Below are 22,798 nucleotides of genomic sequence, written 5' to 3'. Positions count from 1 at the left end.
TCTATAATTCATATATCCGTATTTCAAAATTCTTTTCGAAATACGCTTACTTAATCGTCTTCATCAATTCTTTCACTGCAACTTCTAATTGCTGGTCTACTCCTTTCTTCACTACTTCGTATTCATTGAATACTAAGAAGTCTGGATCGGTGGCTGCATTTTCTAAATACTTTCCTGCATTGGTTTTAACACCCACGGTTGGTGCTCCCCAACGGATGCCTGAATCCATTAAGCTTTCCCATGCTGCAAATGAACAGGTTCCAGGAACCTGTGTTCCTACCAACTTGTTTACATTTAATTCTTGCACCATGAACGCATAGCAATGTCCATCACTGTAGTTCGCTTCATTAGCCAATGAAATACTTGGTTTGGTCCAACGGAAATTGGGCTCGTATCCATTGCTTCTTACATCATTGGTATAGTTCATGAATTGTTTACCGCTCAAGAAAACAGCAAGGTCTGCTACTAAGTCTCCACCTCCATTGTTACGGGTATCTACCACTACCCCTTTCTTTAAGAAATGTTTACCCATGATGTCTTCATAAGTAGATCTAAATGTGCCATCACTCATGCCTGGAATATGTACATAACCCAATGCACCACCACTCAGTCGTTCTACTTCATCGGAGTTTCTTTTTACCCAACGTCTATACAATAATCCATTTTCTTCTCCTGTACTAATGGCTTTAACCGTTATTTCTCTTTTAACGCCATTTTCATTTAAAGAAAGCAATACTGTTTTGCCAGATTTTCTGTTTAAATATTGTGCAAGGTCTTTATCTGCTGTAACCATTTCCCCATCTATCATTTCAATGATGGCTCCTGCTTTTACATTTAATCCTGCCTTATCTAATGGGCCGCCCAACACTACTTCTTCAATTTTAACACCGGCACCAGTGTAAGAAGCATCATAAAATGCACCCAACGATGCAGTGGCATCTCCATTGGCATTAAAGCTTCCAAATGCAGCACCGCTATGGCTCACATTTAATTCCCCTAATAACTCACTCAGCATTTCACTGAACTCATAATTGTTGCCAATAGATGGTAAGTATTTTTCGTAATCGGTTTTATAACTATCCCAATTAATTCCGTGGAAGGTTTTGTTGTAAAAAGTTTTCTTGGTTCTGCGCCAAACATGTTCAAACATAGCTTCACGTTCTTCACGCATATTTACCGCCATTTCACCATTGATGGCAATACGATCTTGTTTACTACTAGCCACATCTAATTTGGTAATACTTCCATCGCTGCTGATGAAAATATTTTTTTGGTCTTTATCCCATACCATACTTGCTCCATTGGCATTTAATGGAACGAGCATTTTAGTTTCCTTGGTTCTTAAGTTGGTGGTCCACAAATTCATGCCTCTTTCAAAACGAGCGAGATAATACAATGTTTCTCCATCCTTACTTACCAAGGCATCCCCCATTCCAGATGAATGAATGGTAGCTCTTGCTCTTCGTTGCGTTAATCCCTCCCATTCTATTTCAACAGCTTCTACAGTAGGTGTTTTTTTCTTACTGGTATCTGCTTTGGCTTTTTGCTCTTCCATTTCTTTTACCAATGCCAATTCTTCTTTGGTCAATTTAAATCGATCCATGGCAGCTTGTGTAAAGAACATTAGGTAAGCATCACTTTGTGCACCTCCGCTCATTGCAGCTCCTCTTAATCCATCTCGATTACTTTGCCATAACATGGCTTTACCACCCATTACCCATTTAGGGCGATAATCATTAAATCCACTCTCGGTAATATTCATGATTTTCTTCCCATCAACACTGGCCAATCCTACTTCACTTACTGCACTTCCTACTACTGCATAATCAAATAACAACCACTTGCTGTCTGGGCTCCATTGAAAGTATTGATCATTCTCAGTCCAAGCAAAAATTTGATCTGAACCTAATACTGTTCTGCTTTGCTTGGATGCAATATTGTAAATGCGTACATTATTTCTGTTTTCTACAAATGCAATTTCTTTTCCATCAGGAGAATACAATGGTTGGGTATTATCATTTGCATTATCTAATACAGGTGTTTCTTTAATTAGGGTTGATGCATAAAAATAAGGCTCGTCTGCACGCAGTTTAGTGCTTTCAAAAATGCTCCATTTATTATTGCGCTCGGCTGTATAGATAATTGATTTACCATCCGGTGAAAACCCAATACCCAATTCTTGTGTTGGGGTGGCAGTAATCCTTTTGGTTACTCCTCCATCTACACTACTTACGAAAACATCTCCTCTATATAAGAATGCAACTTCTTTACCATTCGGTGAAACAGCTATATTACTTCCACTGCTTACACGCATTACTTGCTCATCGTTCTTGCGTGCATCTGCTAAAATATTCACCGTTAATTTTTGTGGATTGCCACCTGCTTTCATGGTATACAATTCACCATCATAACTAAAACAAAGGGTACCATCAGCAGCTGAGCTTAAAAAACGTACTGGATGCTTTTTAAAAGAAGTTAATTTTTCACTCTTGCCCCCTGTAACTGGCATTTTATGGACATTAAAACTGCCGCTTTCTTCACTTAAATAAATCAACTCCTTTTCTGCGTTGGCAAAAACAGGATTGCGATCTTCTCCATTAAAGTTGGTCAGCTTTGTATGCTTATCTGTTTTAACATCATAGATCCAAATATCTCGAGTAATAGAAGAAGTATGGTGTTTTCTCCAAGTATTCTCTCCTCCTTTTTTATCCTGATAAATCATTTTAGATCCATCCTTGCTGAATTTTACCTCTTCAGCAGGTGTCGTTAATAATTGAGTGGGTCTGCCTCCATTTACACCCACACTATAGAGCTCAGGCATTGAACCTGTTGGAAATTGTCTATTGCTTGCCAAGTCCATTCTAGCAGATCCAAAAATAATTTTTTGGTTGTCGGCCGAAAAATCATAAGGATACTCTGCCGCCGAATGAAAAGTAACTCTCTTGGCTTCGCCTCCTGTTACTGGAATAGTGAATACATCAAAATTACCATAGCGATCGCTTGCAAAAGCAATGGTTTTTCCATCTTTACTCCAAACCGGCATAAAATCATGTGCTTCATGCATTGTTAATGCAGTTGCATTGCCTCCGGCTGATGATACCGTATACAAATCTCCCTTGTAAGTAAACACCACTGTTTTACCATCTGGTGAAATATTTGAATACCGAAGCCACTTAGGGTTAGACTGGGCATTCACCTGCCCGGCCATTAAGGCAGCAAGTGTAAATAGTGAAATAATTTTTTTCATACAGTTGATTGTTGGTTGGAAAGATAAAGAAGAACGGGTTGAATTTAAAATCATTTGTATGAACGCAGGGTTTTAATTAAGTAACTTTATATGTTGAAAAAAACGATTCCACATATCTATGCATTAGGAGACCAAGCTATCACGATTGAATGGTCATCAACCATTTCTGAGGAAGTGAATAATCAGGTTATGCATTCATTTCAATTTTTAGGATTGAATCCCATTGAAGGCATAACGGATATGATTCCTGCCTATAGTAGCTTAACGCTAATCTATAATCCAGGTATTATTCGAAAACAAGCAATGGGGGGTTCTCCTTTTGAATGGCTGAAGAAAAAATTAGCGACATTAACGGTAGCTCCTTCATTAAATGCTAAAGAATCAACTCCACAGATCGTTCCAGTCTGCTATGACCTGTCTTTAGCCCCAGATTTAATAGAAGCTACTCAATTAACGGGTTGTACCATTGAAGAAATTATTGCGCTACATACAAGCAAAATATATAAAGTATACATGCTAGGATTCTTACCTGGCTTTGCTTATATGGCATCGGTAAATCAGCGAATACAAATGCCCAGAAAATCGAATCCTAGAAAGATGGTAAAAGCGGGAAGTGTTGGTATTGCTGGTGAGCAAACAGGTATTTATCCCATAGACGCCCCGGGAGGTTGGCAATTGATTGGTCAAACGCCAATGAAAATATTTGATATAACAAAAGAAGATCCATGTTTATTTAAGCCCGGGTATTTCGTTCAGTTTAAAGCAATAACGCTTGAACAGTTTCATCAATTCAATACTGTTTAAGCTTATGAGTATTACCATTATTAAAGCAGGAATATTTAGTACGGTGCAAGACACTGGCCGAAAGGGTTTTCAGCACTTAGGAATTAATCCTAGTGGCGCAATGGATCTATTAGCCATGCAAATTGCGAATGTATTGATTCAAAACAAATCGGACGAAGCGGTCATTGAATTTTTTTACCCTGCGCCAGTATTTCGTTTTAACGCAGCTGCTTTTATTGCATTGAGCGGTGCAGATTTTGGGGCCACCATTAATGATATTCCTGTCCCCATTAATCATCCCATTTTTGTTCCTGAAAATGCGGTTTTAAGTTTTACTAAAAAAATATCAGGGCATATTGGTTATTTAGCTATTCAGGGTGGATTAGAACTGAATGAATGGATGAATAGCTATAGTACCAATACTCGCGCAGGTGCGGGAGGTATTGAAGGACGAACATTTTTAAAGGGAGACGAGATTCAATTAAAAGCTACTGTCATTCAAGAAAACAAAGAAAGCCCTTTGCAAGTGCTTCCTTGGATGGCAGATACCAAAGGATTGTATCAAACACAGTCGTTGAGGTATTTACCTGGAAATGAGTTTGGACTTTTAAATATGGTATCTCAACAGTTTATGACGAATGCGCAGTTTACCCTAAATGCGGATAGTGATAGAATGGGATATCGATTAAAAGGGCCCGAATTAAAATGCAAAAAACCAATTGAATTAATTTCGAGCGGGGTAACCAATGGAACCATACAGTTGCTTCCCAATGGCCAATGCATTGTATTATTAGCCGATCACCAAACCACTGGAGGATATCCTAGAATAGGGCATATAATACAATCTGATATTCCTACACTGGTTCAACAATCACCTGGGTCAACCATCAGATTGATTCCAGTAAATATGGAAACAGCTGAAAAAATTAATAATAGACATTTGCAATATTTGCAGCAATTAAAGAATGCCTGTACCTTACAACTCAATGCATACCATCGACATTAATTGTGATTTAGGAGAAGGATTCCCCAACGACAAAGCACTGATGAAATTCATCAGTAGTGCCAACATTGCATGTGGGTACCATGCAGGTGATATAGACACTATTAAAAATACAATTGAACTTTGTTTAGAAAATGGAGTTGCAATTGGGGCGCATCCTGGTTTTAATGATAAAGCCCATTTTGGTAGAACAGAAATGCATTTATCTGATTGCGAATTGTATGATTTAGTAGCAGAACAAATTACACTCATGCAAGATACTTGCAAAGAAATGGGCGCTATTCTACATCATATAAAACCACACGGTGCTTTATATAATATGGCTGCCAAAAACGCAACAATGAGTTATATCATTGCTGGGGTTATTAAAGAATTAGATCCACATTTAATCTTATATGGATTAAGCAATAGCCATTTGATTGCTGAAGCAAAAGCTTTGAATTTAAAAACAGCATCAGAAGTATTTGCAGATAGAACCTATAACGAAAAGGGGCAATTAACGCCTCGATCAGCTCCCAATGCAATGATTCATAAAACGGAAGATTCTTTGATGCATGTATTGAATATGATTCAACATAAAAGAATAATTGCTACCGACGGAACTATTGTACCATTGGAAGCTGAAACCATTTGCATACATGGAGATGGAGACCATGCTATTTCTTTTGCAAAAAGTATTTATACAGCAATGCATGCAAACAATATTTTGATTAAACCCACTTCATCCATCAAATGCTAAAGCAAAGCCCCCAAACATCTTCAAAGAAATCTGCCATATTAGGGGCAGCTTTCTTAATGGCTACCTCGGCCATTGGACCAGGCTTTCTTACTCAAACTACTGTATTTACCCAACAGCTAGCTGCTAGCTTTGGTTTTGTTATTTTGATTTCGGTTTTATTAGATATTGGGGCACAGATGAATATTTGGCGAGTGATTGCAGTTACCGAAAAAAGAGCCCAATTAATTGCCAATGAACTCTTACCTGGCATGGGCTATTTGTTAGCCGCACTAATTGTTATTGGAGGTTTCGCATTTAATATCGGGAATATTGGGGGTAGTGGATTGGGGCTACAAGTAATGACAGGACTTGATCCTGCTTACGGGAGCATTTTAAGTTGCATCATTGCACTATTTATTTTTTGGTACAAAGAAGTGGGCAAAGCGATAGATGGATTCACTAAAGTTTTAGGCTTACTAATGATTGCACTCACTTTGTATATTGTATTTAAAGCAGCACCGCCTATTGGAACGGCTATTTACCGGAGTTTTGTTCCTGAACAATTTTCTGCTTTGGCCATTGTAACATTAGTTGGTGGAACCGTTGGCGGATATATCAGTTTTGCTGGAGGACATCGCTTATTAGATGCAGGCATAAAAGGCGAATCAGCATTAACACAAGTAAATAAAAGCGCAGTATCAGGGATTATTATCACTTCTATCATGCGATTCTTATTATTTCTTTGTGTTTTGGGTGTAATTAATCAGGGATTATTAATTGATCCTAAAAATCCACCAGCCTCTGTATTTCAATTAGCTGCAGGGAATATAGGGTATCGTTTTTTTGGCATAGTCATGTGGGCTGCAGCAATCACTTCCGTTGTAGGAGCTGCTTATACATCTGTATCCTTTATCAAAACTTTTCATCCTTGGTTAGAAAAAAAGGAGAAATGGATTATTAGTTTTTTTATTGTAAGCAGTACACTTGCTTATCAGTTTATTGGAAACCCAGTAAAAATATTGGTTACGGTAGGCGCACTTAACGGTTTGATTCTTCCAATTGCATTGGCAATTATTTTATTGGCAGCAACTAAGAAAAAATTAGTTCATTCTTACAAGCACCCTTTATGGTTAAGCATTGCAGGATGGATAGTGGTGATTGCAATGAGTTGGATGAGTGGGCTTACCTTATACAAATGGATTGCTAATTTTTAAAACTTATCGCCAAGTCGAATTGATCACTGCAAAAGCTTGATGGCATTTGTTTTTGCATCCACACTATTACATGGAATTTTATGTATCAATTGATCAGGATTTTCTCGCTTTTGAGACCCTGCATAATAACCCTTATCGTAGTACTTCAATAAAATAGCAAAGCATCCTATAGTATCGTCTTCAATTAAACAGTTGATAGCCGTTTTGGTTTCTAATCCACCTAATCTTTTTTTAATTCTAATGATTGCATTAACCAGGTATTCTTTACTAAATTTTCCATACCCCTGTAAAATATATTGGAGTCTTTCATCAAAAGGTATATCTAAGAAAAAGACTTTCTTCGTTCGCATTTGCTTAAAAAAAGCAGTTGGAATATTGACTTCACCAATGCGTTGACTTTCGTCTTCAAGCCAAATAACTTTATCACTAGTTAATAAGTTAGCTTTGGTATTTATTTCTGTAGCCAAAAGGTTTTCAAACATTTCTTGACTGGGTTGTGGAGGCTGTCCTAAAGCCCCAAATGCTGACCCTTTATGATGCGCTAATCCCTCTAAGTCTATAATAAGTTCTCCTCTATTACTCAGCTCTTGTATTACTTCTGTTTTACCACTGCCTGTATATCCCCCTATAATTTGTAATGGATAATCTTGCTCAAATTGTTTCAGAACCCAATTTCGATAAACTTTATACCCCCCCACTAAAGTATATACTTTAAATCCATACAGATCTAATAGCCAAGCAACTCCTGCACTTCGCATTCCCCCTCTCCAACAATGAACCAATACCGTTTTACTTTCGTTTGACGCAGTTAATTTTTCAACTGCTTCCACCATTTTAACCATTTTAACTCCAAAATATTTGAGTCCAATTTTAATGGCTTTTTGCTTGCTTTCTTGTTTGTAAGCAGTCCCTACTATCTTCCTTTCATCATTATTAAAAAGGGGTAAACTATATGCACCGGGTATATGTGCATACTCATATTCTCCTTCGCTTCTAACATCAAAAACTGGATGCTGCTTGCTTAGTGTAATAAACTCGTCTATTAATAATTTTGTTACTGCCACAATACAAATGTACAATTCAAATGAGCTAACTTTTCACCATGAAACAATTATTACTGGTAAGACATGCTAAAAGTAGCTGGGCAAATATTGACCAAGATGACTTTGATAGGCCTTTGAACGAGCGAGGACATTTAGATGCCCCTATGATGGCTAAAAGGTTATTAGCACGTGGCGTGATCATTGATTTAATCGTTAGTAGCACTGCTTTAAGGGCTTTAACAACAGCAAAATATTTTGCCAATGAAAACAACATCTCAACTAGCAATATTATTGAGTACGATTTCTTATACCATGCCCCTCCAGAAAGATTTGTAAAAGCAATAATACAATTACCAGATGAAATAAATACTGTTGCTATTTTTGCCCACAATCCTGGTATTACCGATTTTGTGAACCAACTCACATCAACTAAAATAGATGATATGCCCACTTGCGCAGTATTCGCTGTTTCAGTTGAAACGGATAGTTGGAAAACCTGGCAATCCGCTAAGAAAGAATATTTATTTGCAGATTGGCCTAAGCAGGTTTAACCATTTTTTTGCTATTCACTAAGTAGACTCCGGTGAAAATTAGTATAGCTGCAATTAGCTTATACATGGTGAAATATTCTCCCGTAAAAATCATTGCAAAGATTGCTGCAAAAACAGGTTGAGTATAAATAAACGCACCAGTTGCAGACGAGCCAATTAATTGAATGCTTTGAACCGTTAGCAAGTAGGCAACAAAAGTGGCAAATATGGCAACATAAGCTAAAATCATCCAATGCAAGACATCAAATGCAATCCAATTGGTAGACAAAATGTAGGGAAACCCAACTGGCAAAATACCCAATGCTCCAATGGTAAATATCCAACGCAATACTTGAATACCAGAATACTTTGCCATTAATGGTCTTACTAAAACCAAATAAAACGCATAAGAAATAGCATTGATTAAAACCAAAATATCCCCCAAGAGCATATTACTTCCTGCACTACCACCTGATCCATCTTTCATCAAAATTAAAATACTTGCCCCGCCAACACCGCACGCAAGTCCGATTCCTTTTAAAAGCGTAAACCCCTCTTTTAACAACCAAGCGGCAATGATTGTAATAAAAATAGGTGACCCTAAAGAAAGCAATGAACTGTGAATCACCGTAGTGAGCGATACGCCTTTAATAAAAAACAGTTGATTAATTACAATACCAGTGAGTGCACAAATAAAAAATCGGGGTAGATCCTTACGATCAAATTTAATTTTGCCTGGCTTGAATAAAAACAACATCCAAAATAAAGATAAGGTAACTGCTACCCTAACAAAGTTTAATGCAAATGGATGAATGAATGCAGGTGTAATAAACTTGACGGCGCTATAACTACTACCAAAAATCAAATTAGCAAAAAGAGCAGCAGCAAATGCTTTATAGGATTGATTCATTTAGGCAAATTTATCAATAAAGCTTTTAGCTGTTCCAAATCAAATTGATCAAGATTCATTTTGCTAAAAGTAAATTGTTGCGCACTTGCATAAGACTCTTTTACGCTGAATTCATCTTGTGTTAATCGCATCAATCTCTTGGTTTTCATTAATAAATTACTCAAATACTCTTGTTCTGTTTGCCCAGGTGTTGGCACAACAATTAGTTTTTTATCAATAGAAAGTAATTCCATTAAAGAAGTATATCCGCCTCTTCCAATAATGTAATCGGCTTGTTGCAAATGGAAATCAAGATCATTGGTGTCTAAATGATTAAAAACGGTCACATGCTCGGGCACTTCTATTCGTGTTGAATCTGAGGGAAGGCCACGAACCAATAATACCGGTTTGGTAAATGTTGCTAGGTCTAATAGTATTTTATTTTCAAGAATCGTTCTTTGTGGCTCAGGACCCGACAAAATGAAGCCAAAAGTATATTTAGTAGGACCCGTAACCCGAGTAAATCTAGACAATAATTTCATGTAAGAGACGGGCACTTTGGGCATTTTAGCTGGATGAGAGAGCTCTCCAGCTAATCCTGGCGATGCGGTCATATCGGGTACCCAACAAGCTGTATATTGATTAATGAAATGATAGTTAATTCGCTGAAAAATGCTTTCGACCCATTTATAAGGTGCTTTAATCAATAACTGGTGGGTAATGAAAATGGAAGGGACCCTTGGGTGATGCAATCCAAATCTATTGTCCGAAATAATCAAATCAATCTGATAATCTTCCACTACTTTTTTTAACCAGGCTTCTTCCTGCTTAATTGTTCTATAAATTCTAATCATTTGGAGTGCCAAGCTAAACAAAAGGAGTAATCTCGACTTTGCATAACGTATCCGATAACCTGTTAAGGGTAATATGGTAATATCAGGAAACTCTTTCAACAATAAAGCGGCCTGATGGCCTTCTGCAGCCAATATTACTTGAATGTTTAATTGCCTGAAAGCCTTGATAATAGGGATACAGCGTGTTGCATGGCCCAAGCCCCAATCTAGGGGGGCTATAAGTACTTTGGTAATGTTAAATTGATTTTTCAAAATGATGTTTGTTGAATTATTAACGCTATTTTATTACTTTAGATGCATATATGAAATTGAAAATAAACCAAATTATTCTTTTAATGTTACTTATCACATTGGCATCTTCATCTTGTGGTGTTTTTCAGAAATCGAATAAATCCAAATCGTGCGGTTGCCCTAAACTTTGAATTCATTCTATATGAACAGAGATTTGCTGGTTTTAACTAAACAAGAATACTTAACAGAAGAACAAGCTGCTGCTGTAATTGCTGGCTTAAACAAAATTCTTGGCCCAGTAGAAAATTGGGTAAGTTTTTGTGTAGCAAACGAAATCATCGATATCAATAAGCACAAAATAATTACCAAAACCCACTTGGTAAAGCAAATATTGCAAGACAAGCCCAACAAGGCATTTATCTTTATCTGTAATAAGAACTAAATTGAGGCTACTTTCAATATTAATTATTAATCCCCAAAATTGAATTTTAAGCGAGTTTACTCAATGCGTTTTCCAATTGTTGCAACATAGTTGGAATATCTCCTTTCTTACAGGTCCCTACACTTAATCTATACCAACTACTGTCGGATCCAGCTCCAAAAGCAGAAAACGGCACTATCGCTATTTTTGCTTCACTTAATATATAATTTGTTACATCTGCCTGTGTTGATAATTCTTGCCCTTCGGCGGTTTTGCTCCCCCTTAAATTCATTTGAATAGTCAAATAAATAGCAGCTTGTGGAGCTATTGAGTCTACTTTGTATCCTTTTTGTTTTAATGCATTGATGCCATTATATATCGTTCTTAAGCGATACTCCACTTCCGATTTAAAATGCGTGAGGTAGTTATTGATAGCCTCTTTCATTGGTAAATAATGAGCCACCGCATGTTGCTCTGCCATTGGCGCCCATGCACCTAAATGACTTAAAATCGCTTTCATTTTTGCAATCACATTTTCTGGACCCAACGCCCATCCCACTCTTACGCCTGTTGCTGAAAACACTTTTGAAATACCATCAATAAAAATGGTGTAGGGCTTCATTGCAGGATTCAATGTCAATGGATTATAATGAACAGTGTCGCCAAATGTGAGCGTCCAATACATTTGATCAAACATTAAATACAGTTTCTTTTGATCAGCTGTTCTTGTTGCGTTTTCAGCAACGATTAAATCACAGATTTCAGCTAAAGCATTCTTACTTAAAGTGGTTCCTGTAGGGTTTTGTGGTGTACATAAACATATTAAAGTAGCTCCTTTAATGTGCGGCCTGATATCTTCCACTGTTGGCATGAAATCGTTTTCAGGCATACAAGGCACTTCGCAATGTGTGCCATCGGTTAAATGAACATAGTGATTATTATTCCAAGATGGAACACCATAAATTACCTTATCGCCTTTGTCTACAATCACTTTGAATAAAGCATAAATGAGAGGGCGGCCACCTGAAGCAACTTGAATTTCAGCAGGAGTAAAACTAAGACCCTCCCATTCTTGAATAAATCCGCTGATGGCTTTACGTAAATCTAAGATTCCTTCTGCTGCTGGATAGCTGGTCTTTTTTTGTTGATAGGCTTCAATAATTAACTGTTCCAATTCAGCAGGAATTGGGAATTCACTCGGATTAAAATCACCAATGGTATAATTATAAATAGTCTCTCCGTTTCTAATTCTTTCGTTGATGGCATTACCCAACTTTACAATTTCACTTCCTATTAAGGTTTCCGCTAAATGGCTCAACTGACTCATAAAAAAATTTCATGCAAGTTAAGCAATTGCATTTATTTATGACCGACCATACTATTTTAACATGTTGCATTAAACCAAAAGCTGTTAACTTTAGTGAAATATAAAATATATGGGAAAGGCAAAATCAACCAGAAAAAACACTAAGAAAGCTACACCTGCATCAGGCATGATTTCTAAAGCTACTGGGCCATCTGGCATGGTAAATAAAGCACCCGGAGCTATGAACAATAAAAACTTCTCTTCTGCTAAAAAGGGTGGTGGATTTTCGGTAACTCCTAGAAAAGCATCTTAGACTTTCTCAGCGCAACGCCAGTATATGATGAAAAAGTATTTTGTCACTGTTATTGTATTGATAGCATCACTGAGTATTTCTAAAATTTATGGTCAGAGTGAAAATGATTCTATTTCTATCAATTTATCAAAACCGGTTTATATACAAGGTGATTCGTTAGAGCTTAGAATATATTATCCAAATTATATCAACAAGAAATTAAAATCGGCTACTGCACATATTTGGATAGATCACTTAGGTACCAAACAAAGATGGAAGTTTCGCTATCCCATGATTGAAGGAGAAGTAAATGCTGCTTTAAAAATAAGTGAGCAAATACCCAGCGGCAACTACGCTATTAGCTGTTTGATTCAATCAGGATTTTACAGAATGCAAGGGCAGGTGGTTGAACGGGAAAAGCAAGATACCGTCATTAACTATATGATGCGTACTAGTACCAAGCAAATGATGGTAGACCGAGTAAAAGTAGATGCAAAAGGCTTTTTCACGATGAAACCAATGTTGTTTCAAGACACGGCATCATTTTATTTTTCTCCTGCAAAAAAACCTAAGAAAAATTATTTAGCTATTTTATTGAAAACGCCTGTTGATTCTGTATTTGAACCCGTAGTCACACAAACGGTTTTTTTTAATGTAGGAAAAGAAGGAACTTATATTGAAAAAAAATACGACTATACGCTTTCATTAGATGACCCTGACTTAAGTAGCGATTTACCAAATGTAACCGTATATACAAAGGCAAAAACGAAACTGCAGCAATACGAAGAGACTTACACGAGTGGATTATTCAAAAATGATAACGCATATGTATTTGACGGATTAGAGAACGATGAATTGGCGCAATCTCAATCTTTGGCCTGGTTTTTACAACAAAAAGTTCCAGGATTAAATGTGGCTATTGATTCTGCTAATAATGAAGTATTTAAATGGAGAGATGAGCTCTGTACCATTTTTATTGATGAATTTGAAGTAATGCCAGGTGAACAAATGATGGTGTTTCCTAGAGATATTGCTATGATTAAAGTATTCAGACCTCCTTTTCAATACAGTTCTACCACAGGGTTTGGGGGTGCTATTGCCATCTACACTAAAAAAGGAAAGTATATAGATAACAATGGAGCAAAATTTTCATTTATTCTAAGAGGATATACAGCGTTTGATAGCGTTTGGAAATAATAAACCCCCACTCCTAATTAAAGCAGTGGGGGTTTATTATAAGTCGAAATATAAATCAATTGATTATTCCAATGGCTTATAATCTTTAAAGAACTTAAGCGGTGCAGCTTCTGCTAATGCGCGGTACTGTTTCCAGCTGCCTTCAAACAAGGCATTCGCTTTTACTATTACGCCATTGACTGCTTCTTCTGCATAGCCCATGATGCGATTTTCTTGTTCGCCGGGCATAGCAGTTTTACCCATTACTACTTGACGAGCTTCTCCTACAAGTCCATTCACGGTCTCTTGTGGAATATTGCCATAGCCTTGCTTTAATTGTGGTTTGCCATTCAGCATTTCGCGAATTTCTTTCAGACCATCTGCTACAGCTTTCGCTGCTTTACGAATCGTATCTGCTGCTTTGCGATCCATGCTTGCATAGCCTGCTTCTACTTTTTTCATGATCTCATCAACTTCAGTTAAGCGATCATTCAAAGCAGTTAATTTTATGATTGATTTTTCCATTCTTGCATTGGCTTCGCGAATGGCTTTTCTTACAGCTAACGGAGTTGGTGCATTTGGATCATCATTCACCACTACCATGGTACTGTCTTTTAAATCTCTACCCAAACTCATCACTACTTTATAAGTTCCTGGATCAACTGGTAAACCTCCAGGTTCAGCAGCACCACCACCGGCTCCTCCAAAACGGCCACCGCCGCCACCGCCTCTTCCGCCACCACCAGCTTGGCGAATTCCGCGACCTTCCATCCCCCAATAATATTTATTGAAGCCAGAATCTGCACGGGTTCTGAGGTTTCTCACATTCACTCCATTGGCATCGTAAATAGCAATTTGTAAAGTGTCTGAAATTCTATTCTTGCCAGTATCTGCTGCAGTTTTATTGACAAAGAAAGTTAAAGGTGCACCTGTTCTTTTGTTCTCGCCTTCATAAGTACCATAAGTACTGTATTCAATGCCAGATGCGTTTTTCATTTTAGCTTGATAAGCTTGAGGCGCTTCAAATGCAACTAATTTTTTTGCAAATAATTGTCCCTTGTTAGAAGCCAATTTTCTCAATGGACGAATATCATCTAATATCCATAATGCACGACCAAATGTAGCAATCACTAAATCAGCTTCTCTTTCTTGAATGGCCATATCATAAGTAGATACGGAAGGATAGCCATTTTTGAATTGTTGAAAATTAACGCCATTGTCTAAGCTGATGAATAATCCTTGTTCTGTACCAACAAAAATTAAATTGGGTTCAACTGGATCTTGAATCACACACAATGCATAACCCACTACTTTTTTCTCATCCACCATTCTTGTCCAAGTTTTTCCATAATCAGAAGTTCTATAAACGAATGGACGCATTTCACCTCTTCTATAATCGTTCACTACTACAAAAGCTTCTCCACTATTGTGCTTAGATGCTTTGATTTGTGGAACCCAAGCTCCTAAAGGCATTCCAGGTAACTTGCCTCTAAAGTTGGTCCAAGTTTTTCCGCCATCTCTGGTTAACTGAACATTACCATCATCGGTACCTACCCAAATAACACCTTGCTCTTTAGGGGAAGGTTCAATGGTTAAAATAGTACAGTGGTTTTCTGCACCAGTAATGTCAACAGATATTCCGCCGTTATTGCTTTGATCAATTTTTGCTGAATCATTGGTGGTAAGGTCTCCAGAAATTTGTTCCCAAGCAGCCCCTTTGTTGGTGCTCTTATTTACAAACTGACTACCATAATAAATGGTGGCTTTATCAAATGGATCTTGTGCAATCGCTGCATTCCAGTTAAAACGTTGTTTTACATTTTTACTAGGACGTGGAGGTCTAATGCTCCATTGTTCACCTGTTGCAATATTATAACGAGAAACACTTCCTCCTTGGCTCATGGTGTACACCCAATTTGGGTCTTCTGCATCGGGCATTACATCAAATCCATCTCCACCACTTACTCCTTGCCAAAATGCATTTCTGATTCCTGATCTTCTCCAAACATAAGCAGGACCATGCCAGCTACCATTGTCTTGCAAACCACCCATTACATTATAAGGAATTTGGTTGTCTACATTCACGTGATAGTATTGACCTAAAGGTAATTTTTCGTCGAACTGCCAAGTCTTACCACGATCGCGTGTAATTCCAATACCACCATCGTTTCCATCAATAATGAAATTGGCATCATAAGGATGAATCCACCATGCATGGTGATCAGGGTGTATACCACTGTACGGTATCACAGGCTTCCATGTTTTTCCTGCATCATCACTCACATTAATGACTTGATTGATATTGTAAATTCTATTTTCATTTTTAGTATCAACTGCGATGTCCTGAAAATAAAATGCACGATTGGTAACAACTGCAGGATCACTGTTTACGAGCTCCCATTTAAATCCACCATCATCCGATTTGTACAAACCATTTTTAGTGGCTTCAACCAACGCATATACACGGTTTGGATCTGTGCGAGCAATGCTGATACCGATACGGCCATAATCCCCCTCGGGTAAACCATGCTCCTTACCTAATTTGGTAAAAGATTTTCCACCATCCATGGTTACATAAAAACCACTTCCAGCACCACCACCTTTTAAACTCCAAGGAGTTCTTTTGTGCTCGTACATATTCACGAACAACTTATTGGGATTGGCTGGATCCATCACCATATCACCTACTCCACTATTTTGGTTAGTGTATAAAATTTGTTTCCATGTTTCACCACCATCGGTTGTTTTATATACGCCTCTTTCCGGATGATCTGCAAATGGATTACCCATGGCACCCACATATACTATATCTGGATTGGTTGGATCAATAATAATACGGTGAATATTGCGCGTCTTTTCTAAACCCATGCGCTTCCAAGTTCTTCCACCGTCTAAGCTTTTATAAATGCCTTCACCTAAGCTTATAGAGTTACGGGGATTTCCTTCTCCTGTTCCTGCCCAAACCACACTAGGATTAGATTGCACCAATGCAATAGCCCCAATATTTTGAATGGGTTGATCATCAAAAATAGGCGTCCATGAAGCACCCCCATTTTCTGTTTTCCAAACACCACCACTGGCAGTACCTAAAAAGATGATATTGGGATTGGTCCATACTGCATCAATAGCAGTAACACGACCACTCATTCCTGCAGGCCCGATATTACGAGGCTTCATGCTTTTAAAATGCTTGGAAAAATCTACCTGTTGCGCATACACACTGCATACAGCCGTGATTGCTACTAAGGCCAAGAGTAATTTTCTCATATTCAAGTTTAGTTTTAAGAGGGGGTAATTTCTGAAATAAAGCCCCAATTGCCAAAAACTAAGGATGAGTGGCTTATATTTATCGGTAGAAACAACGCCATTGAAAAACAATTTATCCCTAGATCAGAGCAGCTTTAAGATAGGCATATACGCTGCTATTGTTGCGTTTCTTACTTATACCATGATTTTTGGTTTTCGCAAATCCTTTACCGTGTGCACTTTCGACGGCATGGCTTATTGGGGTTTGGGGTATAAAACCTTATTGGTATTAAGCCAAATGATGGGCTATTTAATGGCGAAGTTTTACGGCATTAAATTTATTTCTGAATTAAAAAGATTGGGGCGCGATAAAATTGTCTTGGTCTTGGTAGGCATAGCCTGGTTGGCTTGGTTATTATTTGCCCTTGTGCCAGCTCCTTTTAATATAGTATTTCTTTTCATTAACGGCTTTCCATTGGGCATGTTATGGGGCGTTATTTTCTCTTATATAGAGGGAAGGAAAACCACTGATTTTATTGGCGCAGCACTGGCAGTGAGCTTTATTTTTTCATCGGGTTTTGTGAAGTCGGTGGGAGGTTGGCTCATCATGCAATTTAATATGAGTGAATTCTGGGTGCCCTTTGCAACAGGCTTGGTATTTGCGCTACCCTTATTATTATTTATTTATTTGATGGAGCGGATTCCTCCGCCCACTCAAGAAGACATTGAATTGCGCATGCACCGAACGGCTATGAATGCGAAGGATAGAAAAAAATTCATCCAGCATTTTTTACCGGGCATTGTTGCAGCAGTATTGATTTATGCATTCGCCACCATCTTCAGAGATATCAGAGATAATTTTAGTGCAGATATGTGGAAGGAAATGGGTTACTTAAATCAACCAGCCATTTTTTCTAAAACGGAGACACCTATTACCTTAATTATTTTGGTGTTGATTGGAAGTATGGTGTTGATTAAAAATAGTTTCAAAGCATTTATGCTGGCACATATATTTATTGGATTAGGCTTTGTGGTAGCGGGTTTGAGCACTTGGTTGTTCAGTAAGGGATCCATTGCTCCCATTTGGTGGATGACATTGGTAGGGCTGGGTTTATACATGGTGTATATTCCTTTTAACTCTGTTTTTTTTGAACGCATGATTGCTGCATTCCGATTCACGGGCAATGCAGGTTTTTTAATTTATGTTGCAGACTCATTTGGTTATTTAGGAAGTGTAAGTGTTTTATTGAGCAAAGAAATTTTTAAAGTACAATTAAACTGGGTACATTTTTTTTCGAATAGTGTAATGTTATTATCAGTTGCAGGGGTATTGATTACCGGTTATTCAATGTATTATTTTTACCATAAGCAAAAAGCAATTCATGATTAGTTATAACCCAAAAGATTGGTTGCGTTTTATTTTTCAATTTGATAAAACTGACACGGCAAGACAGTTATTGCCATTGATTTTGGGTGTGGGTATTTTTTCTTGGGCAATCGTGTACATTGAAATCAACTATTTGCGATTGTCTAGTACCAACTATGCAAAGAATATTACTGTGATGCATAGCTTATTGGGTTTTGCCATTTCGATGTTATTGGTATTTAGAACCAATACGGCTTATGATCGTTGGTGGGAAGGCAGAAAGCTTTGGGGATCGTTGGTCAATAACAGCCGCAATCTCGCCTTAAAAATGAATAGTTTGCTGCCACAAGATGACGAAAAAAATAGGAGCTTTTTCAAAAAAATTATTCCCCTATTTGCATTCGAATTAAAAAACCATTTACTGAACGAAAAAACAAGACTGGAATTAGATGTACAACCGCATCCTGAAATCACCGGCTTCGATACCAGTAAACATATACCCAATCAAGTGGTAGCAGTTCTTTTGAATAAAGTTCATTTATTGAAAAGAGACCAAGTTATTACTGAATATGAACTCTTGTTCATTAATAATGAATTGCAATCCTTTATGGATATCTGCGGAGCTTGTGAAAGAATTAAGAACACCCCTATTCCTTATTCATATAGTGCATTCATCAAGAAATTCATTTTCTTATATATTGTAACATTGCCTCTTGGGTTTGCTTTAACCCTTGGCTATTTTACCATTCCTGCCACTTTATTTATTTCCTATGTATTGGCTAGTTTAGAATTGATTGCCGAAGAAATTGAAGATCCATTTGGCAACGACGACAATGATTTGCCAATGGAAAGGATTGCAGCGAATATTAATAAGAATGTACAAGATATCTTAGCATAGCACTAGCTTGCGTATACAAAAAAATAGGGCCGGATAAATCCGGCCCCTTCATTCTCAGTCTCACTATCCTGTCTTCTCGTTGTATTTTTTTTCTGCTTCAGCAGCTTTTTCAAAATCTAACACCACACCATTAATACAAAAACGCAAACCTGTTGGTGGAGGACCATCTTCAAAAACATGGCCTAAGTGTGATTTACAACGACCACATTGAACTTCGGTTCGCTGCATGCCATGCGAATTATCTGGTAAATAAATAATGGCTCCTTTAGAAAGTGGCTCATAAAAACTAGGCCAACCGCAGCCGCTATCAAATTTGGTATCGCTTTTAAATAGACCATTACCACATACTGCACAGTAGTAGGTTCCTACTTCTTTAAAGTTTTCAAACTTACTAGTCCAAGGACGTTCGGTACCTTTTTCTCTGGCAATGTAGTAAACCTCAGGAGAGAGTACTTTTTTCCATTCACTGTCTTTTACAGTCAGTTTTCCCTTTTCTCCTTTTGCAAAATAGGGGTTGTCTTTTTTGCTCATACTATCTTTAACAAGTTTGTTGCTTGAATTGTTCTGTGCCTGACAACTAACAAGGCTTAAAAGAACCAATAACAAAGTGGAAGTCCATTTCATATAAATAATTATTGTATTTAGCTAATCTACGTTTATATGACAGTTAAAGATTGCTCTTGTTTAGCTATAAGGTTTAAAAAAAGCCTAAAACCTATGATTTTAAAGTATTCAACCCATTTGTTAAAGGATTTTTAACAAGCCCTTTGTATATTTGTAATTCAAGCAAGCATCGAACCTACATGTTTAATATTATTTTATTCGGTCCTCCCGGAAGTGGCAAAGGAACGCAGAGCGAGAAACTAATCGAAAAATATGGTTTAAAACATTTGTCTACAGGAGATTTACTCCGTAGCGAAATAGCACGCCAAACTCCGCTGGGTCTTGAAGCAAAGAACTTAATGGACAAGGGCCAGTTAGTTCCTGATGAAGTTGTAATAGGCATGATTTCTTCTGCTTTAGAAGCAAATCCAGATGCAAAAGGCTTCTTATTTGACGGATTCCCTAGAACAACCGCCCAAAGTGAAGCTTTGGATAAATTATTAAAACTGAAACAAACGGAAATAGGGGTTTTACTAGCAATGGAAGTTTCAGAAGAGGAATTAGTAAAGCGTTTACTGAACCGTGGATTAACTAGCGGAAGAAGTGATGACACGAACGAAACGGTGATTAGAGCACGTATTGTTGAATACAAGCAAAAGACAACCGTTGTTGCCAACTACTATGAACAATTTGATAAAGTGGTGACTATCAAGGGAGAAGGAACCGTTGAAGAAATTTTTTCTGATCTTTGCAGCGAAATTGATAAAAGACTGTCTTAACTATAAGAACTGTTAAAGTTTATTTGACCAATAACCAACTGCTATACCCGTCCCGATAATCTCGGGACGGGTTTTTTTATCTCCCAACAAATAAAGCTATCAATCGTTAGCTTTGCAACGAAACGAAGCAGAACCATATGTATACAGTAGAAAACTATTTAATGGGCCAATGGGTAAAAGGCGAAGGGGACGGACAATTGTTATATAATGCCGTTACTGGAGACCCAATTGCAAACGCTACCTCTAAAGGATTAGACTTTGGAGCTGCCCTTCATTATGCTCGAAGCAAGGGTAATCCTGCCCTAAGAAAAATGAGTTTTCACGAAAGGGGGTTAATGTTGAGAGCATTGGCCATTTATTTAAGAGAACATTTAGAAGAATTATATACTATTAGCTACCAAACAGGGGCCACCAAAGCAGATAGCTGGGTAGATATTGAAGGAGGGATAGGCAATTTATTTTCCTATGCTTCTTTAAGAAGGAAATTACCAGACACGCCTTATTGTTTAGATGGAGAACACCATCCATTGGGAAAAGCCAATACATTCATGGGGCACCACTTATTGATTCCTAAAGAAGGGGTAGCAATACATATCAATGCATTTAACTTTCCAGTTTGGGGTATGTTAGAAAAAATAGCGGTGAATTTATTAGCAGGTGTTCCAGCCATTGTAAAACCAGCTACTGTTACCTCTTATTTAACAGAAGCTGTTGTAAAGCGAATTATTGCATCGGGTATATTGCCAGATGGCGCATTGCAATTGATTTGTGGGAGTGCTGGTGATTTATTAGACCATGTACAATCACAAGATGTAGTAACATTTACTGGTTCTGCTACAACAGGATTATTATTAAAATCAGGCAAAAAAATATTAGCGGAAAATGTACCCTTCACTATGGAGGCAGATTCATTAAACTGTATTGTATTAGGCGAAGACGTAACACCTGAAATGCCAGAGTGGGATATTTTTATTAAAGAAGTAAGAAGAGAAATCACCACCAAATCAGGGCAACGTTGTACAGCGGTTAGAAGAATTTTTGTTCCTGAAAATAAAATTGAAGGAGTTCAAAAAGCACTAAGTAGTGCACTTGCTCAAAATGTAATTGGCAATCCGTTGAATCCAAAAGTAAGAATGGGTTCATTGGCTGGAGAATCTCAGCGTAAAGAAGTAAAGGCTCAAGTTGCAAAACTGTTAGAAACTTCTAGTATTTTATACGGTTCATTAGACTCGGTAGAAGTATTAGACGCAGATCCTGTAAAAGGCGCATTCGTAAGTCCATTATTATTATTGAATGAGAATCCTTTTGGTAATTCAAGTGTTCATGAAGTGGAAGCATTTGGACCAGTAGCCACATTAATGCCATATAAACAAACAGAAGAAGCCATTTCATTGGCCAAATTAGGAAAGGGCTCATTGGTGAGCAGTATTGTTACAGCTGACCCAAAAATTGCAACAGAATATGTTATTGGCGCAGGCAATTATCATGGAAGAATATTGGTATTGAATGAACAATGTGCAAAAGAAAGTACGGGACATGGTTCACCATTGCCCTTATTGGTACATGGAGGCCCTGGAAGAGCAGGTGGTGGAGAAGAAATGGGGGGATTAAGGGGCGTTAAACATTATATGCAGCGAGTAGCCGTGCAGGGTTCGCCAGATATGATTACTGCTATCAGTAAAGTTTATCAGCCTGGTGCAACAGGAAATACCAACACCATTCACCCCTTTAAAAAATATTACGAAGAGCTTTCAGTAGGTGATCAATTAATCACCGAAAAAAGATTAATTACAGCAGAAGATATCAATGCTTTTGCCGATTTAAGCGGTGACCATTTTTATGCGCATATAGAAGGCACTGATTTCAATGGCACCATGTTTGAGCGACAAGTTGCACATGGTTATTTACTCATGAGTATGGCAGCAGGATTATTTGTAGACAGCTATGAAAAAAACCCTGTACTATTGAACTATGGTATTGACGAATTGCGTTTTACCAAACCGGTATATCCGGGAAGCGAAATGCATATTCGATTTACCTGCAAAGAAAAAATTAGGCAAGAGAAAAAAGAACCAACTGATATAGACAAGGGTATTGTTAAATGGTTGGTAGAAATGATTGATGAAAGCAATGAATTAACTGGCATAGCAACCATCTTAACCATGGTAGCAAAAAAACCTAACGCATAAAATCATCTGT

Annotated in this window: 19 protein-coding genes; 12 read left to right on the top strand and 7 right to left on the bottom strand. The window is 37.6% G+C overall.

Going from position 1 to position 22,798, the window contains the following annotated elements:
- Nucleotides 1–46 precede the first annotated feature (46 nt).
- Nucleotides 47–3,247 (bottom strand): S41 family peptidase, encoded by a 3,201-nt coding sequence (locus ACTIEI_RS04040; protein ID WP_439505000.1) that lies wholly within the window; start codon nucleotides 3,245–3,247, stop codon nucleotides 47–49.
- A gap of 90 nt (nucleotides 3,248–3,337) precedes the next feature.
- Between ACTIEI_RS04040 and pxpB the strand changes: the two genes are divergently transcribed.
- Genes pxpB through ACTIEI_RS04020 form a run of 4 tightly spaced genes read left to right on the top strand, consistent with a single transcriptional unit; the run spans nucleotide 3,338 to nucleotide 6,965 of the window.
- A complete protein-coding gene (gene pxpB, locus ACTIEI_RS04035) occupies nucleotides 3,338–4,051 on the top strand; it encodes a 5-oxoprolinase subunit PxpB (RefSeq protein ID WP_439504999.1) in 714 nt (237 codons plus the stop codon).
- A 4-nt stretch (nucleotides 4,052–4,055) separates the two neighbouring features.
- Nucleotides 4,056–5,036, top strand: coding sequence for a biotin-dependent carboxyltransferase family protein (locus ACTIEI_RS04030; RefSeq protein WP_439504998.1), 981 nt, complete (start codon nucleotides 4,056–4,058; stop codon nucleotides 5,034–5,036).
- Nucleotides 5,017–5,772 (top strand): 5-oxoprolinase subunit PxpA, encoded by a 756-nt coding sequence (locus ACTIEI_RS04025; RefSeq protein WP_439504997.1) that lies wholly within the window; start codon nucleotides 5,017–5,019, stop codon nucleotides 5,770–5,772. Before ACTIEI_RS04030 ends, ACTIEI_RS04025 begins: the two co-directional genes overlap by 20 nt.
- Nucleotides 5,766–6,965, top strand: coding sequence for an NRAMP family divalent metal transporter (locus ACTIEI_RS04020; protein WP_439504996.1), 1,200 nt, complete (start codon nucleotides 5,766–5,768; stop codon nucleotides 6,963–6,965). The genes ACTIEI_RS04025 and ACTIEI_RS04020 overlap by 7 nt, the downstream gene beginning before the upstream one ends.
- A 23-nt stretch (nucleotides 6,966–6,988) precedes the next feature.
- Here the strand turns inward: ACTIEI_RS04020 and mnmH are convergent, their stop codons facing one another.
- Nucleotides 6,989–8,029 carry a tRNA 2-selenouridine(34) synthase MnmH gene (gene mnmH / locus ACTIEI_RS04015; protein WP_439504995.1) on the bottom strand — a complete coding sequence of 347 codons (1,041 nt, stop codon included), beginning with the start codon at nucleotides 8,027–8,029 and terminating at the stop codon, nucleotides 6,989–6,991.
- Nucleotides 8,030–8,067: 38 nt separating this feature from the next.
- Here mnmH and ACTIEI_RS04010 point away from each other — a divergent pair, with 38 nt between their 5' ends.
- Nucleotides 8,068–8,559, top strand: a complete 492-nt coding sequence (locus tag ACTIEI_RS04010) for a SixA phosphatase family protein (protein ID WP_439504994.1) — start codon at nucleotides 8,068–8,070, stop codon at nucleotides 8,557–8,559.
- Here the strand turns inward: ACTIEI_RS04010 and ACTIEI_RS04005 are convergent.
- Both ACTIEI_RS04005 and ACTIEI_RS04000 read right to left on the bottom strand, forming a co-directional pair.
- Nucleotides 8,546–9,448 (bottom strand): DMT family transporter, encoded by a 903-nt coding sequence (locus tag ACTIEI_RS04005; protein WP_439504993.1) that lies wholly within the window; start codon nucleotides 9,446–9,448, stop codon nucleotides 8,546–8,548. The genes ACTIEI_RS04010 and ACTIEI_RS04005 overlap by 14 nt on opposite strands.
- Nucleotides 9,445–10,533: a glycosyltransferase gene (locus ACTIEI_RS04000; protein WP_439504992.1), complete on the bottom strand. Its 1,089-nt coding sequence runs from the start codon at nucleotides 10,531–10,533 to the stop codon at nucleotides 9,445–9,447. The genes ACTIEI_RS04005 and ACTIEI_RS04000 overlap by 4 nt, the downstream gene beginning before the upstream one ends.
- 181 nt (nucleotides 10,534–10,714) lie before the next feature.
- On the opposite strand from ACTIEI_RS04000, the gene ACTIEI_RS03995 reads away from it, so the two are divergent.
- Nucleotides 10,715–10,954, top strand: coding sequence for a hypothetical protein (locus ACTIEI_RS03995; RefSeq protein WP_439504991.1), 240 nt, complete (start codon nucleotides 10,715–10,717; stop codon nucleotides 10,952–10,954).
- A 46-nt stretch (nucleotides 10,955–11,000) separates the two neighbouring features.
- Here ACTIEI_RS03995 and ACTIEI_RS03990 read toward each other — a convergent pair whose 3' ends face one another.
- The gene (locus ACTIEI_RS03990; RefSeq protein ID WP_439504990.1) at nucleotides 11,001–12,260 is read right to left on the bottom strand and encodes a pyridoxal phosphate-dependent aminotransferase; all 1,260 of its coding nucleotides are present in this window, start codon (nucleotides 12,258–12,260) and stop codon (nucleotides 11,001–11,003) included.
- Nucleotides 12,261–12,369: 109 nt separating this feature from the next.
- Between ACTIEI_RS03990 and ACTIEI_RS03985 the strand changes: the two genes are divergently transcribed.
- Nucleotides 12,370–12,552, top strand: a complete 183-nt coding sequence (locus ACTIEI_RS03985) for a hypothetical protein (RefSeq protein WP_439504989.1) — start codon at nucleotides 12,370–12,372, stop codon at nucleotides 12,550–12,552.
- Between the two features lie 24 nt (nucleotides 12,553–12,576).
- Nucleotides 12,577–13,728 carry a hypothetical protein gene (locus ACTIEI_RS03980; protein ID WP_439504988.1) on the top strand — a complete coding sequence of 384 codons (1,152 nt, stop codon included), beginning with the start codon at nucleotides 12,577–12,579 and terminating at the stop codon, nucleotides 13,726–13,728.
- 63 nt (nucleotides 13,729–13,791) lie between these two features.
- Here ACTIEI_RS03980 and ACTIEI_RS03975 read toward each other — a convergent pair whose 3' ends face one another.
- Complete coding sequence (locus ACTIEI_RS03975; protein ID WP_439504987.1) at nucleotides 13,792–16,974, bottom strand: VPS10 domain-containing protein; 3,183 nt, start codon at nucleotides 16,972–16,974, stop codon at nucleotides 13,792–13,794.
- A 64-nt stretch (nucleotides 16,975–17,038) separates the two neighbouring features.
- Between ACTIEI_RS03975 and ACTIEI_RS03970 the strand changes: the two genes are divergently transcribed.
- Both ACTIEI_RS03970 and ACTIEI_RS03965 read left to right on the top strand, forming a co-directional pair.
- Entirely contained in the window at nucleotides 17,039–18,343 is a 1,305-nt protein-coding gene (locus tag ACTIEI_RS03970) for a DUF5690 family protein (protein ID WP_439504986.1), read from the top strand.
- Complete coding sequence (locus ACTIEI_RS03965) at nucleotides 18,336–19,217, top strand: bestrophin family protein (RefSeq protein ID WP_439504985.1); 882 nt, start codon at nucleotides 18,336–18,338, stop codon at nucleotides 19,215–19,217. The genes ACTIEI_RS03970 and ACTIEI_RS03965 overlap by 8 nt, the downstream gene beginning before the upstream one ends.
- Before the next feature lie 63 nt (nucleotides 19,218–19,280).
- Here the strand turns inward: ACTIEI_RS03965 and msrB are convergent, their stop codons facing one another.
- Nucleotides 19,281–19,841 (bottom strand): peptide-methionine (R)-S-oxide reductase MsrB, encoded by a 561-nt coding sequence (gene msrB, locus ACTIEI_RS03960; RefSeq protein ID WP_439504984.1) that lies wholly within the window; start codon nucleotides 19,839–19,841, stop codon nucleotides 19,281–19,283.
- Between the two features lie 179 nt (nucleotides 19,842–20,020).
- Between msrB and ACTIEI_RS03955 the strand changes: the two genes are divergently transcribed.
- Nucleotides 20,021–20,599 carry an adenylate kinase gene (locus ACTIEI_RS03955; protein ID WP_439504983.1) on the top strand — a complete coding sequence of 193 codons (579 nt, stop codon included), beginning with the start codon at nucleotides 20,021–20,023 and terminating at the stop codon, nucleotides 20,597–20,599.
- A gap of 137 nt (nucleotides 20,600–20,736) precedes the next feature.
- Nucleotides 20,737–22,788, top strand: coding sequence for a phenylacetic acid degradation bifunctional protein PaaZ (paaZ, locus tag ACTIEI_RS03950; protein WP_439504982.1), 2,052 nt, complete (start codon nucleotides 20,737–20,739; stop codon nucleotides 22,786–22,788).
- The last annotated feature ends 10 nt before the right edge of the window (nucleotides 22,789–22,798 follow it).

The organism is Sediminibacterium sp., assembly GCF_051860225.1.
Taxonomy (GTDB): domain Bacteria; phylum Bacteroidota; class Bacteroidia; order Chitinophagales; family Chitinophagaceae; genus Sediminibacterium.
Note: the sequence above shows the minus strand (reverse complement) of the source record. Positions and strands in the feature narration are given on the sequence as shown.

What these genes read in the sequence shown, in the direction of transcription:
- ACTIEI_RS04040 (WP_439505000.1), bottom strand. Translation starts at nt 3,247, where the DNA reads ATGAAAAAAATTATTTCACTATTTACACTTGCTGCCTTAATGGCCGGG.
- pxpB (WP_439504999.1), top strand. Translation starts at nt 3,338, where the DNA reads ATGTTGAAAAAAACGATTCCACATATCTATGCATTAGGAGACCAAGCT.
- ACTIEI_RS04030 (WP_439504998.1), top strand. Translation starts at nt 4,056, where the DNA reads ATGAGTATTACCATTATTAAAGCAGGAATATTTAGTACGGTGCAAGAC.
- ACTIEI_RS04025 (WP_439504997.1), top strand. Translation starts at nt 5,017, where the DNA reads ATGCATACCATCGACATTAATTGTGATTTAGGAGAAGGATTCCCCAAC.
- ACTIEI_RS04020 (WP_439504996.1), top strand. Translation starts at nt 5,766, where the DNA reads ATGCTAAAGCAAAGCCCCCAAACATCTTCAAAGAAATCTGCCATATTA.
- ACTIEI_RS04010 (WP_439504994.1), top strand. Translation starts at nt 8,068, where the DNA reads ATGAAACAATTATTACTGGTAAGACATGCTAAAAGTAGCTGGGCAAAT.
- ACTIEI_RS04005 (WP_439504993.1), bottom strand. Translation starts at nt 9,448, where the DNA reads ATGAATCAATCCTATAAAGCATTTGCTGCTGCTCTTTTTGCTAATTTG.
- ACTIEI_RS03995 (WP_439504991.1), top strand. Translation starts at nt 10,715, where the DNA reads ATGAACAGAGATTTGCTGGTTTTAACTAAACAAGAATACTTAACAGAA.
- ACTIEI_RS03990 (WP_439504990.1), bottom strand. Translation starts at nt 12,260, where the DNA reads ATGAGTCAGTTGAGCCATTTAGCGGAAACCTTAATAGGAAGTGAAATT.
- ACTIEI_RS03985 (WP_439504989.1), top strand. Translation starts at nt 12,370, where the DNA reads ATGGGAAAGGCAAAATCAACCAGAAAAAACACTAAGAAAGCTACACCT.
- ACTIEI_RS03980 (WP_439504988.1), top strand. Translation starts at nt 12,577, where the DNA reads ATGATGAAAAAGTATTTTGTCACTGTTATTGTATTGATAGCATCACTG.
- ACTIEI_RS03975 (WP_439504987.1), bottom strand. Translation starts at nt 16,974, where the DNA reads ATGAGAAAATTACTCTTGGCCTTAGTAGCAATCACGGCTGTATGCAGT.
- ACTIEI_RS03970 (WP_439504986.1), top strand. Translation starts at nt 17,039, where the DNA reads ATGAGTGGCTTATATTTATCGGTAGAAACAACGCCATTGAAAAACAAT.
- ACTIEI_RS03965 (WP_439504985.1), top strand. Translation starts at nt 18,336, where the DNA reads ATGATTAGTTATAACCCAAAAGATTGGTTGCGTTTTATTTTTCAATTT.
- msrB (WP_439504984.1), bottom strand. Translation starts at nt 19,841, where the DNA reads ATGAAATGGACTTCCACTTTGTTATTGGTTCTTTTAAGCCTTGTTAGT.
- ACTIEI_RS03955 (WP_439504983.1), top strand. Translation starts at nt 20,021, where the DNA reads ATGTTTAATATTATTTTATTCGGTCCTCCCGGAAGTGGCAAAGGAACG.
- paaZ (WP_439504982.1), top strand. Translation starts at nt 20,737, where the DNA reads ATGTATACAGTAGAAAACTATTTAATGGGCCAATGGGTAAAAGGCGAA.